The organism is Paraburkholderia bryophila (genome assembly GCF_003269035.1).
In the GTDB taxonomy this organism is placed as follows: domain Bacteria; phylum Pseudomonadota; class Gammaproteobacteria; order Burkholderiales; family Burkholderiaceae; genus Paraburkholderia; species Paraburkholderia bryophila.
This window is the reverse complement of the sequence record NZ_QLTK01000015.1, coordinates 16,924-30,354: the sequence shown is the minus strand read 5'-3', so window position 1 is coordinate 30,354 and position 13,431 is coordinate 16,924. Positions and strand designations below refer to the sequence as shown.

The window sequence follows — 13,431 nt, the reverse complement described above, 5'->3', positions numbered from 1 at the left end:
CTCCACAGATACAGGACAGACTATGACGCTGCGTGATTCAAAACCCGTATTGACTCCCTTGCAGGCGCTGGCACGCTACAAGGAAGATTTGAGCGTGCGCCTCGCGGATAACAGTATGGGCGTGCTACCGGGTGTGATTGGCACGGTGTACTTTGAGCGCGGTTCCCAACCACTTGTGCGTCAAGCCATTCTCGATTGCTTCGATTACTTCGAGGAAATGTTCGGCGAGCATCTGAAGGGCGGCAAAGACATCGACCTCGGCAATTTCACCAAGCGCACCGCCGCTGGCGTCGAAAAGATAAGGCGCGCTATCCTGGATACTCCGTCGTACCTGGGAGTCAGCGCGATTCGTTCTAGCGCAACCAATCAGGACGCGGCGGCCGATTACAACATAAAGACACTAACCGGGGTCGCGAATCCCGAGGACTATATTTCGCCCACGGGGCGATTGAAAGTACCCAAGGGCAAAGAGTCCGGCTTGTCGTATCTGAAATTCAATGTGCCGATGGATCTGGTGACGACGGAAGAGGGCATCGCGCAGTACGAAAGTTTCCTGCGTTACGTGTGTGAAAAGTTGGTTGTGCGCGGCGGTTATGGTGGCCTTTCTCCGATTCTTCCCTATGGCTATCACCGCTATACATCGCAGGAATGGGTACTTGCCAGCCGATTCAGTGGGCTGGAAATCGACAGTGCGGCGCATCTGTCGATCTATAGCTACGACCCGGTTTCATATGAAGGTGAGTCGAGGGATGATTTGACTGCGGCCTACGATCACCTGCACCCCGGAGCAAAGGTCGGTCGATGGGGTTTCATCAAAGGCGTGAACTGGTACACGATTCTCGGCGATTTCTTTGTCGAGCGTTTTGGCAGCGAAACCGCACTACGCAAAGCACTCGACCGCCCCGACATCCACATCGAGCATATCGGATCGTCATTACTGATTCGCGCAGGCGATTTCCCGCGTCTCGGCGCGCCCGAAGAGGGTCTACCCGAACCTTACGTCTTCGTGAACAGCGTCTTGCGAGTGCTGCGTGACCCGAAACCGGACGGCCTTCATCTATACGACCCGCATCTTCCGCATGCCGACGCGAAGAATGCGCGGACATGGACAGCGCGTTTCGATCTACCCGATGCGCCGCCCATTCCCGAGCCGCCGACCATCGTTCCGTTCCCTGTCGAACGTAAACCCGTTCGCCACAGCGTGCCGGGTGGTAGCCCGTGCCCCGAAGCGGGATGGTGGCAAACCCCCGCGAAGGCGGACAGCCGTCGCTATTTCGAAGCGGGAGAAATCATGCCGATCTTTGCGGGTAGCAGATGGGGCGCGACAAACTGGATTTATTCTGAAGACGAGAGCACATCATGAATGACAAGCAAGAATTGGTACGCCTGACACTGGCCGATTTCTCCTCCGAAGTAAATCGTAGCTGGTTAAGCCGTCACGCACCGTGGACCCTGACAACCGGGCATTGGCTCACTTCTCCATCGCACGAAAACTGGATGTGGGTCGACGACGAGGGGCAGGAGATTTGTCGCTATACATCGTCGCAGCTAGCGGTGGGTTGGGACGACATCGTGAGTCAGTCGGACATGACGTGGTCGACGATGGAACGGATCGACTGCATGCAGCTCGATCTGATGATTATCCAGGGCGTGGTGTCGGTGATTTGTATGGCGGAAGAGACGATGTTCGGCGTATTGCTGAGGGACGGCAACACACCGCTGCAGCGGAGAAATGAAGCGCCGGCGGCAATCTTTATCGCGCTGGTCGTCATGATTGGCACGGCAGACGAGGAAGCACTCAAGGCACTCGCAGCCAGCCTTGGTGTCGATGAATCGAACGCCGGTTGAAACCGGCGCCGAACGAGTTGACCTCGCCGGGACAAGTTTGATGACTCCCGAACGCGGCGGCGGATAGGTCCATGGATAGCGGATACGTCAACTACCCGCTCGCCGCCGCGTCCGCCTCACCTCTAACACGTCACACGCTCGACGACGTATCTTCTTCCGCCTCGTTCAACACCGCGTTCTGTACCGCCGTGGCCGGACTCACATAAGCCGGCCCTTGCCGAGGATCGTCGATCGTATAGCGCAACCGTCCACGCTCCACGTACACGCGCAACTGCCGGTACTTCACCAGATACATCAATCCCACCAGCGCCGCCGCGAATCCCGACGCCGCCCCCACGCCGAGCGCCCAACGCGGACCGAAGCGGTCCGCAACCCAGCCCACCACCGGCGCGCCGAGCGGTGTGCCGCCCAGCGCGATAGCCAGCAGAATCGCGATCACGCGACCCCGCATGGCGGGTTCCGTGGAGAGTTGCACGAGACTGTTGGTCGACGTGGTGAAAGTTTGCGTCGACATGCCGATCACGACCAGCGCCATACCGAACAGCACGTAGTTCGGCATCAGCGACGCCACCGTGCAGCCCACGCCGAAAATTGCCGCCGCGCCGAGCAGCAGCGCCATGCGCGGCTTCGACCTGCGGGCCGCGAGCAATGCACCGGTCACCGAGCCGATCGCCATGGTCGAACTCAACACGCCGTATTGACTTGCGCCCGCATGAAATGCGGTGACCGACATGGTGGAGATGAAGATCGGGAAATTGAGTCCGAATGTGCCGATCAGGAACAGCATCAACAATGCGGCCTTCAGATCGGGACGGGTCCATACATACTTGAAGCCTTCCACGAAACTGCCGCGTGCACGCGTCGCTCGCGGCTTCAGATGCAACTGGTCGAGCCGCAGCATGCGCAGCGAACCGAGCACGGCGACGAACGAGAGCGCGTTTATCAGAAACACCCAACCCGTGCCCACCGAGGCGATCAATAGCCCCGCGACCGCCGGCCCGATCATGCGCGCGGCGTTGAACGAAGTCGAATTCAATGCGACCGCGTTCGACATATCCTCTTCGCCGACCAGATCTGACACGAAGGTCTGGCGCGCCGGCGAATCGAACGCAGTGACACAGCCGAGCAACCCCGCGAACACGTAGACCTGCCAGAGTTGCACGAGTCCGGTGACGGTGAGAATCCCGAGCCCAAGCGCCAGCGAGCCCATCGCCGCCTGCGTGATGAACAGCAGCTTGCGGCGATCGAAGTGATCGGCCGCATAGCCGGTGAGCGGCAACAGCAGCATTTGCGGGCCGAACTGCAGCGACATGACGACACCCACGGACGTCGCGTTGTGATGCGTAAGCTCGGTGAGAACGAGCCAGTCCTGCGCCGTGCGCTGCATCCACGTACCGATGTTGGACACGATCGCGCCGCTAGCCCAGACCCGGTAATTGAATGTGCGCAGCGAACGGAAAGTACCTTTCAACGGATCGTTCCCATTGTGAAGAACAGCGTGAAGACCGGCGCGGCGCGCGGACTGGCAGACTCGCTCATGCGTGGGACCGTTCGAGCAGGTCGAGCACTTCCTGCGTCGTACCGGTTTCGCCGATGCGCGGGAAGATGCGCGCCAGCGTGTTGTTGTGCGCCTCCAGATGCATATCGGTCATGGCGTCGACCACCAGCGTGAGGTTCAGCCCGAGTTCATGCGCGAAACGCGCGGTCGATTCGACGCCGATGCTGGTCGCCACACCGAGCAGCACCACTTGCGTGACGCCTTGCTGCTGCAGATACGCTTGCAGATCGGTGTTCGTGAACGCGCCCCACGTACGTTTTGTCACTACGTGATCGGACGGCTGCTGGTTCAGCTCAGGCACCAGGTCTGCGAAACCGGCGGGGAAGTCACCCTTCGGGCCTGTCTGGTCCGCGCGACCCGGCGCGCCGCCGGCAACGTTGACCAGTACGACCGGCAAGCCGTGACGGCGGAATGCTTTGGTCAGCAGCGCCGCGCGTTGCACGACCTCGGCGGTGGGGTGTGCGGTGGGCAGTGCGACGATGCCGCGCTGCAAATCGATCACGACCAGTGCGGTCTTTGCGTCGAGCGTGGTAAGTGCCATGGAGTTTCTCCTGCGGTTACGAGTCGATGAGGCGCTTGAGCAAGTCGACGCCGATCGCGAGTTGCTGCTGCTCGGTCGCCGAAAAGCGTGTCTGGATGGTGCGGAACAGCCAATCTTCGCGCGCCGCGCGGCTGGCTTTGACCTTCTTGCGGAAAGCGGGGGTGAGAGAGAGCACCGTTTGCCGGCCGTCGTTCGGATCGGGCGCGCCGGTCACTAGCCCGGCGGCTTTCAGCGCCGAAAGCATCTCGCCCATGGATTGCGGGCGCATGCCGTGCAGGCGCGCAAGGGAACTGACGGTGGCGGAGCCTTCGCGTTCCAGCAAACTCAGCACCTGAATCTGCGACGGCGTGAAGTCGCCGATATGGGCTTCTTCCCGCAGTCGCCGGCGCAGTTTGCCGGTCACCACGCGCAGATCTTCCGCCATGGTGTGCAGCGCGTCGGCATCGGGTGCTGAGGCAGGTGAAGCGGACGGTGTATCGCTCTGACTCATGGCTTACAGATATGAAGGTTACCTACAAAGGTTACCTTCATATCTGCGTCGAGTCAAGGCGATGGGGGGAGAGCGGTTGAGTGGCGGCGCGACCGCCCGGAATTAAACCGAGAGCACGCGCCGTCCGAGGTTTAGCCGGCGGACCTTAGAACTTATGACGCAGCGCAACGCGGGCCACGACCTGATTCTGCGTCGACGACGGCGACTGCACGCCCGGAATGAACGCGTCGTCGAGAATCGAGTGGGTCGAGCTGCCGGCCACCTTCTGATATTCGCCCTGCACGTAGACGTCCGTGCGTTTGGAGAGGTTGTAGTCCGCCATCAGACCGACTGAATGAATCTTCGGCTTCACGCTGCCCGACGACGCGTCGTAGTTCTCCATCGTGTAGACATACTGCGCGCCGACGAAGAACGCGGGCGTGAACTGGTATTTCGCGTTCACCTCGAAGTTCTGATACTTCAGCGTGTTCAGCGTGACGCCGGCCGCGGCCAGCGGAATGCCGATATAGCCGTTGCCGGTCGGGTTCTGGTAATTCGAGTTGGTGTACGCGAAGCCCAGCGTCGTGGAACCGAACGTGTAGTTGATGCCGCCGCCGAATACGCGCATGCGGCCGGCGATAAAGCTCGCGTCGTTCGCCGTGATCGCGCCGTTCGAGCCCACGCCCGGATTGTCCGCCTGCAAATAGGCCGCGGCGACCAGCAGTCCGCCGGTCGCGTATTGCGCGCCGAAACTGTATGCGCGGTTATTGGCAAAGTTCGTGTCGTTGCTGAAGCTATACGTGCCGCCGAACTGAAAACCCGAGAACTCGGGGCTCGCGTATTTGATCGTGTTATCGAGGCGGAACGAGTTGTCGGTGTTGTCGTTGTCGTACGGATGCGCGAACAGATAGCCGGCCCAATTGCCGTTGGCGGTGGTCTGCGCGAGGTAATCGACCACCGAATCGTATTGACGGCCCAACGTCACCGTGCCGAATTTATCGCTGCTAATCCCCACATACGCCTGACGTCCGAACATGCGGCCGCCCTGATTGAGCCGCCCGGAATTCAGATCGAAGCCGTTCTCGAGTTGAAAGATCGCCTTGAGTCCGCCGCCGAGATCTTCCGCGCCTTTCAGGCCCCAGCGGCTGCCTTGCGCATAACCGCTGGCGAGTTCGACGACGCTGCCGTGTCCGACGTTATTCGTGTAGTCGATGCCTTCATCGATCACGCCATAGAGCGTGACGCTGCTTTGCGCGAACACGGGGGAAGCGGCGCCCAGCAGGGCGAGGGCGATGACTTTCTTTTTCATGAGATCTCCAGTGTGTATTGGTTAGGGGCCGTGGCATGATTTTCCGGCCAATACTTTTTGCAAAGCGAGGAATTCTGATGGGATCGATCGGCTTCGCCGATGGAGCAAGCGCTGGAGAACGCGAGCTCGCATTCAAACGTTGGCGATCCGAAGTACTTCGAGGAGAGGCGAAGGGTTTCGCCGGAGAGAGGAAGCGTGTGAGGTCAGGCTAAGTGTTTCGATGAAACGCGGCGGCGCTCTGCGTAGCGCCGCCGGAAAAGTCACCGCCTTGCAATGAAGACCGCAAAGGCGGACTTCACGGTCAAGCCGCCACGCCGAGCGCCACGTTTCTGCGTTCTTCGACCATGGCTTCGATCAGCGCGGCGAGATCGTCCACCGCCGGATCGCGATTGACCGATGAACGATGCAACTCGAGATCCGCCGCCGGCAGCAATGGCAGGCCGTCACGCACGCCGAGCACGCGCCAGTTCTCCGGCAACGTGCAGCGGTCGATAATCGTCACCGCCGCCCCGTGATTGACGGCCACCTTGATCCCCGTCGGGCTCTGGCTGGTGTAGACCACCTGGTATTGCCGCTGGAAGGCGGCGAGTGCTTCGAGTCCGCGCTGGCGATAGCAGCAGGTTTCGGGAAACAGCGCCAGCGGCACGGGTGCGTCGGGCTCCAGCACGAAATCCCGATGTGCCGCCCACACCACCTCTTCACGTCCCAGATGCCGCCCGCTCGTCTGTGAGCCGTGCCGCACCACCAGCGCCAGATCCAGTTCGCCGGCCTGCAGGCGCTCCAGCAATTCGAGCGACATCCGGCAATGAATATGCGGCCGCGCGCCGGGCCGCAGCGCGTAGAACTTTTTCAGAAGCTCCGGCAGCCAGAGCTCCGCGTAGTCCTCCGGCAAACCGAAACGGATCACGCCGTCGCTATTGCTCCGGTTCAGTGCGGCGATTGCTTCGTTTTGCACCTGAATAATGCGGCGGGCGTGAATCAGAAAGTTTTCGCCGTCGCGTGATAGCGCGAGCCGCCGGCTGTTGCGCAGGAACATATGCGTTTCCAGCCGCTCTTCCAGCGTGCGAATGCGCAGGCTGATGGTCGATTGGGTGCGGTGCAGCAACTTCGCCGCCGCGGTGAATCCGCCGCTGTCGACCACGGCCACGAAGGCGCGCACCAGTTCGGGATCGAGTGAACTCAGTTTTGACCAATCGGGTCCGCTGATGGAAGCCATCGGAATTACTCGCTTTCCAAAGAAATTTGGCGATCAAAACATGGGGGCGTCAGTGAGGTGATTGTTGTCGAAAACAATTCGCGTCACAAATCAGTCCGAACCCCTAATCTGGAGTCCCGCCGTGTCAGTCCGTCTTTCTCTTGCCGATGCCGAATGCAACGATTTGAGCGACATCGTCGATACCGGGCGTTATCCGCTGCACGATCCGGACCACCCGCGCATGCGCGAGTTGGTGGCGAGCTGCCGCGCCCACTTGGCGGGCAACGGCAGTGCCGTGCTGCACGGCTTCCTGCGGCCCGAGGCGCTGGCCCGGGCGCGCGCCGAAGGCGTGGCGCTGGCCGCCAAGACCTACTTTTCAACCCGTAAGGTCAATGCCTATTTCACCGCGGACGATCCATCCCTGCCCGCCGACGATCCGCGCCGCGTCTTCATGGACCGCACCAGCGGCTTCGTGACGCGCGACGTGATTCCGGCCGACGCGATCGTGCATCGCATCTATGTGGCGCAGGCCATGAAGCGGTTCGTCGCCGCCTGCCTCGGCGAAACGCGCGTGTGGGAATACGCGGACCCCTACGCCGGCCTGGTGCAGAACGTCATGCCGCCGGGCACCGAACAGCCGTGGCACTACGACACCAACGAATTCATCGTATCGATGATGACGCAACAGCCCGAAGCGGGCGGCGATTTCGAGTATTGCCCGAATATCCGCTCGCCCGAAGGCGAGAACTACGGCGGCGTGGGCAGCGTGGTGCGCGGTGAGACGCGCGCGCCGATCAACGTAATCACGTTGCAGCCGGGTGATCTGCAACTGTTCAAAGGGCGCTTTTCGCTGCACCGCGTCACGCGGGTGGAAGGCACCGTGGAACGTCATACGGCGATCTTCGCGTACTCGCAGAAGCCGGGTGTGATCGGCCGGCTCGAACGAACCCGGCAGTTATACGGGCGCGTCTCCGAAATGCACCTGGAGGCCGAGCAGAGACTGGTACGTGCCGACAACCTGGTCGATTGAAACCGCTTTACCAAACTGATAACTCCGTCCCCCTGTCGAGAAACCATGACGATTATTCGCCCGACTCATCTTCCGGAAGATTGCGAACCGACCGCGGAAGAAATCGCACAGATTCAACGCGACCGGCTCGCCGCCGTGCGCCGTGAACTGAAAAAACGCGACCTCACCGCCGCGATCCTGTTCGACCCGACGCATATGCGCTACGCCACCGGCTCGCGCAACATGCAGGTGTATTCGATGCGCAATCCCGCGCGCTATCTGTTCGTACCGGCCGAGGGCAAGGTCGTGCTGTTCGAATACGCGGGCTGTGATTTCCTCGCCGACGGGCTCGACACCGTCGACGAAGTGCGACCCGCTACCGCGATTTCCTACTACTTCTGCGACGACATGCTGGGCCGCGTCACCGAACGCTGGGCCGACGAGATCGACGAACTCGTCAGGCAAAGCGGCGGCGGCAAGCGGATCGCGATCGAAAGCGCGACTTCGGCGGCGGCTTTCGCGCTGCAGGCGCGCGGCTATCAGATCAGCGACGCCCAGGAACCGCTCGAACGCGCCCGTTCGATCAAGGTGCCCAACGAGATCAAGATGATCCGCTCGTCGCTGCGTGCCGCCGAAGAAGGCGTGCGTCGACTCGAAGCGGCGCTCGTGCCAGGCATTAGCGAAAACGAACTGTGGTCGTATCTGCACAAGCACATCATCGAGACCGACGGCGACTATGTGGAGACGCGCCTGATCAGTTCGGGGCCACGCACCAATCCGTGGTTCCAGGAGAGCAGTCCGCGCAAGATCCAGGCGGGCGAACTCGTCGGCCTCGACACCGACGTGGTGGGACGCTTCGGCTATTACGCCGATTTCTCGCGCACCTTCCTGTGTGGCGATCTGCCCGCCACCACCGCACAAAAGACGCTCTACCAGCTTGCCTACGAGCAGGTGCATTCGAATATGGAGAACGTGCGCGCCGGCACGACCTTCCAGGAGTTCATCGCGAAGGCGTGGAAGATTCCCGGTCCGTATCAGGCGCGCCGCTATTTCGCGCTCGCGCATGGCGTGGGCATGACGGGGGAGTATCCGTACATCGTCCATCGCGAGGATAACGAGGCCAAGGGGTACGACGGCGTGATCGAGCCCGGCATGACGCTGTGCATCGAAAGTTATATCGGCCATGAAGCCGGCGGTGAGGGCGTCAAGCTGGAAGAGCAGGTGTACGTGCGCGACGACGGCCGTGTCGAACTGCTCTCCGACTATCCATTCGAGAAACGCCTGCTGGCCTGAACGCCCGGCGCGGCCGCATTCGGAGACATTGCGGCCGACGCTTGCCCTGCCAACCCATTCCATGCAATTCATTACTCCAAGGGTGATCCACGATGCAATGCAGACAACTCCGCGCGGTGCTGTGCGCCGCCGCCATCGCCTTGACCGGCACGACCGCGCACGCCGCGGATAGCTGGTGCACGCAAGGCAAGACCGTCCACTTTGCCGGTATCACGTGGGAAAGCGGTTCCTTCGCGACCGAAGTGTTGCGGCAGATTCTGGAGAAGGGCTACGGCTGCAAAACCGACGTCGTGCCCGGCAGTACGGCGGCCACCGAAACCGCGCTCGCGCACAACGACGTGCAGGTGTGGGCCGAACAATGGACCGGCCGCAGCGAGATCACCGAGAAGGCGGTCGCGTCGGGCAGCGTGAAACTGGTCGGCGATACCTTGCCGGGCGGTACGAAAGAGGGCTGGTTCGTGCCGGAATACGTGGTGAAGGGCGATCCGAAACGCGGTATCAAACCGCTCGCACCGGGTCTCGTCGCGGTGACCGATTTGCCGAAATACAAAAGCGTATTCGCCGACGACGAGGAACCGGACAAGGGCCGCTTTCTCAACTGCCCGACCGGCTGGGACTGCGAACGCGTCAATACGCGCCTGCTGAAAGTACTGAATCTGGACGCGACCTATACCAACTTCCATCCGGGCACCGGCGCGGCACTGGATGCGGCGATCGCCTCCGCATATCAGCGCGGCGCGCCGATCGTGTTCTATTACTGGGGACCGGCCGCGTTGATGGCAAAGTACAAATTCGTCGAATTGAAAATGCCGGCCTATAACGACGCCTGCTGGAAGACCTTGCGCGATGAGAGCAGTACGTCGCAATGCGCATCGTCGTACATGGTTTCGCATGTCACCGTAGGCGTGTCCACACCGTTTTACGACGCCGATCCGCAACTCGTGTCCATGCTCAACAAAGTCAAGTTTCCGATGGACTTTCTGAACAGCACGATCCTCGAAATGAGCATGAAGAAACTCGATGGCTCGGCCATGGCCACGCAGTTCCTGCGCGAGCATCCGGAGATGTGGAAGCAATGGGTGCCGGCCGACGTCGCGTCCAAAGTGCAGGCCGGACTCAGCGGCGCCTGATCGATAGCGCAGTGCCGGGCGGTTATAACGTCCGGCCGATTTCGACGGCGTGAGGCCTGGACAGGTTCACGCCGGACCGCAGACGCACAAGCGCGGCGACTCGCTTTGCGTTTGCCGTGGAGGCCTGATCATGAATTCGTTTTTTCTGCATCTTTCGATTGCCGACTGGGTGAACGACGCCGTGCAATCGTTCGTGACCCGCTACGGCGACGGTTTTCATCAGTTCAGCATTACCGTGTTGCGCTATGTGCTGGTGCCGCTCGAAGGCGCGCTGCGCGCGTTGCCGCCGTGGCTGATCCTGCTCGCGGTCGGCGCGATCACGTGGAATGCGACCCGGCGCTTGACCATCGCCGGGTTCTTTATCTTGCTGCTCTACGCGATCGGTTGCTTCGGCCTGTGGGAAAAGCTGATGCAGACGCTCGCGTTGATGCTGGTGGCCACGGTGCTGTCGGTGTCGTTCGGTGTGCCGCTCGGCATTCTGACCTCGCGCAGCGCGTGGCTGCGTCGCCTGCTGTTGCCCACGCTCGACGTGATGCAGACGCTGCCCAGCTTCGTCTACCTGATCCCGGTGCTGATGCTGTTCGGTCTCGGCAAGGTGCCGGCGATTCTTGCGACGATCATCTACGCGTTGCCGCCGCTGATTCGCCTGACCGACCTCGGCATTCGTCACGTGGATGGTGAAGTGGTCGAGGCGGCGCGCGCGTTCGGCACCACGCGCTGGCAGTTGCTGGTCAACGTGCAGCTGCCGTTGGCGCGCCCGAGCATCATGGCCGGCATCAACCAGACCACGATGATGGCGCTTTCCATGGTGGTGATCGCCTCCATGATCGGCTCGCGCGGTCTCGGCGAAGACGTGCTCGCCGGGATTCAGACGCTCGACGTGGGCAAGGGCATGCAGGCGGGCATTGCCATCGTGATCCTCGCGATCGTGATCGACCGTATCAGTCAGGGCTATGGGCAGGACCGTCGTACACGGCGTCTGTTCGCGCAGCGCAGAAAGGCAAAAGCGGCCTCGCGGATTCCGTATCGCGTGGGTAGCGCGCAGGCGAATGAGCAGGGCGCGGCGGAAAGCGGGCTCGAAACCCGCGCGGCGAAGTAATTGCCGCACCCGATAGCCCAATAGTCCATTCAGAGCAAAGCACCAGGAGAGCGAGATGGCAGCGATCGAAGTCAAACACGTGTACAAGCTGTTCGGCCCGCCCACGAGTCACGCGCGTGTGCTGGACCTGTTGCGCGGCGGCAAAGGTAAAGCCGACGTGCTCGCGCAAACCGGCTGCAATGTCGGTCTCAACGACGTCAGCCTGAACATCGGTTCGGGCGAAATCTTCGTGATCATGGGACTTTCCGGCTCCGGCAAGTCGACGCTGGTGCGCCACTTCAACCGGCTGATCGAACCGACCGCAGGCGAGATCGTGATCGATGGGTCGGACGTCATCAAGCTTGGCGCGCAGGGCTTGCGTGAATTGCGCCGCTATAAGGTCAGCATGGTGTTCCAGAACTTCGGGCTGCTGCCGCATCAAACCGTGCTCGACAACACCTCGTACGCATTGCGCGTGCGCGGCGAAAGCCGCGCCGAGGCTAATGACAAGGCGCGCGTGTGGCTCGGCAAGGTGGGCCTGAACGGTTACGACGAGCACTATCCCGACGAGTTGTCCGGCGGCATGCGTCAACGTGTCGGCCTTGCGCGTGCGCTCGCCGCGGATACGGACGTGTTGCTGATGGACGAAGCGTTCTCCGCACTCGACCCGCTGATTCGCACGGAGATGCAGGATCAGTTGCTGCAATTGCAGGCCACGCTGAAGAAGACGATTGTGTTTATCACACACGATCTCGACGAGGCGCTGCGGATCGGCAATCGTATCGCGATTCTGCGCGACGGCAAGCTGGTGCAGCAAGGCACGCCCGACGAAATTCTGACGCGACCGGCGGACGACTATGTGAGGCGTTTCGTGGAGCGACGTTCGGATCGGAGCGCGACGCGACAGTGATACGACCGTGACGCAAACGCCGGTTCGCTGCAACGCGAAGCGGTCTCACGGAATCTGATTTTGAATCGCTTCGCTTCACTGCGTTGTCACTCGGTACTCGTAGATTGGAGGGGCTGTACCCTTTCAATCCATGAGAACCGAAATGACAAAGATCAGATGGCATCATGCAGGAACCGTTGCCTTGCTATGCGCAAGCAGCGTCGCTCACGCGGGCACGCCGTCGGTGGGCAGTCGTGAATACAAAGTACTGCTCGACCCCGCGGGTTTCGCGAGCCAGCCGGCGGATGCGGCCAATCGCTTTCTCACCGATCTGCAGGCGAGTCTCGCGGCCAATGGTTTCGATCGCACGGTCACCGGCAGCTTCAAGGCCGACAACGATCGCACCGTGCTGTACTACGACTCACCGGGCACTTGCGCGGTGAAGCAGGCCGGCTATTCGATGCGCGAACGCGACGACAGCAGCGGCCGCAATATCGAACTGAAGTTCGGCTCGCCGAACCAGACGACGTCGGCGAATACCGACGTGAGCGGCAGTTCATCGAAAGCGAAGAGCAAACTCGAAGACGACATTACGCCGCCGTCGAACCAGACCTATTCGCATTCGACCAATGAACCGCTGTCGGACTCGAAGAACATCAACCACCTGAGCGACATCAAGGATCTGTTCCCGACCACGCACGTGTTCGACAGCATCAGCGGTCAAACGCTGGTGCCGGTGAGTGGGCTGTCGATTCACGAAGTCACGTACGACGGCGTGCTCAGCGATCTCGGTCAGGAAGATGCCGACTTCACGATGACGGTCTGGTACGCGAACGGGTCGACGACGCCCGCACTGGCGGAGATTTCTTTCGAGGTCGACGTGAACAGCGACGGTGTTTTCACCGACAAGGTGACCTCGCGCTCGCAACTCATGTTCAGCGTGATTCAGGGCATGACGAACTGGGTGCAGTCGCCGAGTTCGACGAAGACCGCGTGGGTGTACAAGTATCAGCCGACGTTCTGCGGGCAGTAAAACAGTAAGGCGGTAGGACGGTAGAGCGGTTCTGCGTTAATGCAAAAATCACAGCATTAGCGCAGAACCCAGGCGAGTG

13 protein-coding genes are annotated in these 13,431 nt (G+C 61.2%); 8 read left to right on the top strand and 5 right to left on the bottom strand.

Annotated features, from left to right (window positions below; translation table 11 throughout):
• Window positions 1-22 precede the first annotated feature (22 nt).
• Both BX591_RS21005 and BX591_RS21000 read left to right on the top strand, forming a co-directional pair.
• The gene (locus BX591_RS21005) at window positions 23-1,363 is read left to right on the top strand and encodes a type VI immunity family protein (protein WP_111933238.1); all 1,341 of its coding nucleotides are present in this window, start codon (window positions 23-25) and stop codon (window positions 1,361-1,363) included.
• Window positions 1,360-1,848: a hypothetical protein gene (locus tag BX591_RS21000; protein WP_146749804.1), complete on the top strand. Its 489-nt coding sequence runs from the start codon at window positions 1,360-1,362 to the stop codon at window positions 1,846-1,848. The genes BX591_RS21005 and BX591_RS21000 overlap by 4 nt, the downstream gene beginning before the upstream one ends.
• A gap of 130 nt (window positions 1,849-1,978) precedes the next feature.
• Here BX591_RS21000 and BX591_RS20995 read toward each other — a convergent pair whose 3' ends face one another.
• The 5 genes from BX591_RS20995 to BX591_RS20975 all read right to left on the bottom strand — a co-directional run bounded on the left by BX591_RS20995 (window position 1,979) and on the right by BX591_RS20975 (window position 6,941).
• Window positions 1,979-3,319 (bottom strand): MFS transporter, encoded by a 1,341-nt coding sequence (locus tag BX591_RS20995; RefSeq protein ID WP_111933236.1) that lies wholly within the window; start codon window positions 3,317-3,319, stop codon window positions 1,979-1,981.
• Between the two features lie 64 nt (window positions 3,320-3,383).
• Entirely contained in the window at window positions 3,384-3,947 is a 564-nt protein-coding gene (locus tag BX591_RS20990) for an isochorismatase family protein (protein WP_111933235.1), read from the bottom strand.
• A gap of 16 nt (window positions 3,948-3,963) precedes the next feature.
• Window positions 3,964-4,437, bottom strand: a complete 474-nt coding sequence (locus BX591_RS20985; protein ID WP_111933234.1) for a MarR family winged helix-turn-helix transcriptional regulator — start codon at window positions 4,435-4,437, stop codon at window positions 3,964-3,966.
• 145 nt (window positions 4,438-4,582) lie between these two features.
• Window positions 4,583-5,725 (bottom strand): porin, encoded by a 1,143-nt coding sequence (locus BX591_RS20980; protein WP_111933233.1) that lies wholly within the window; start codon window positions 5,723-5,725, stop codon window positions 4,583-4,585.
• A 301-nt stretch (window positions 5,726-6,026) separates the two neighbouring features.
• On the bottom strand, window positions 6,027-6,941 hold the full coding sequence (locus BX591_RS20975) for a LysR substrate-binding domain-containing protein (protein ID WP_111933232.1): 915 nt from the start codon (window positions 6,939-6,941) through the stop codon (window positions 6,027-6,029).
• Between the two features lie 121 nt (window positions 6,942-7,062).
• On the opposite strand from BX591_RS20975, the gene BX591_RS20970 reads away from it, so the two are divergent.
• From BX591_RS20970 to BX591_RS20945, 6 genes are all read left to right on the top strand, one after another.
• Window positions 7,063-7,950 carry a HalD/BesD family halogenase gene (locus tag BX591_RS20970; protein ID WP_111933231.1) on the top strand — a complete coding sequence of 296 codons (888 nt, stop codon included), beginning with the start codon at window positions 7,063-7,065 and terminating at the stop codon, window positions 7,948-7,950.
• 45 nt (window positions 7,951-7,995) lie between these two features.
• Window positions 7,996-9,222, top strand: a complete 1,227-nt coding sequence (locus BX591_RS20965; protein ID WP_111933230.1) for a M24 family metallopeptidase — start codon at window positions 7,996-7,998, stop codon at window positions 9,220-9,222.
• 92 nt (window positions 9,223-9,314) lie between these two features.
• On the top strand, window positions 9,315-10,352 hold the full coding sequence (locus BX591_RS20960; RefSeq protein WP_111933229.1) for an ABC transporter substrate-binding protein: 1,038 nt from the start codon (window positions 9,315-9,317) through the stop codon (window positions 10,350-10,352).
• 130 nt (window positions 10,353-10,482) lie between these two features.
• Window positions 10,483-11,451 carry an ABC transporter permease gene (locus BX591_RS20955; protein ID WP_111933228.1) on the top strand — a complete coding sequence of 323 codons (969 nt, stop codon included), beginning with the start codon at window positions 10,483-10,485 and terminating at the stop codon, window positions 11,449-11,451.
• Window positions 11,452-11,506: 55 nt separating this feature from the next.
• Window positions 11,507-12,340, top strand: a complete 834-nt coding sequence (locus BX591_RS20950; protein ID WP_111933227.1) for a quaternary amine ABC transporter ATP-binding protein — start codon at window positions 11,507-11,509, stop codon at window positions 12,338-12,340.
• Between the two features lie 142 nt (window positions 12,341-12,482).
• A complete protein-coding gene (locus tag BX591_RS20945) occupies window positions 12,483-13,352 on the top strand; it encodes a hypothetical protein (protein ID WP_146749803.1) in 870 nt (289 codons plus the stop codon).
• The last annotated feature ends 79 nt before the right edge of the window (window positions 13,353-13,431 follow it).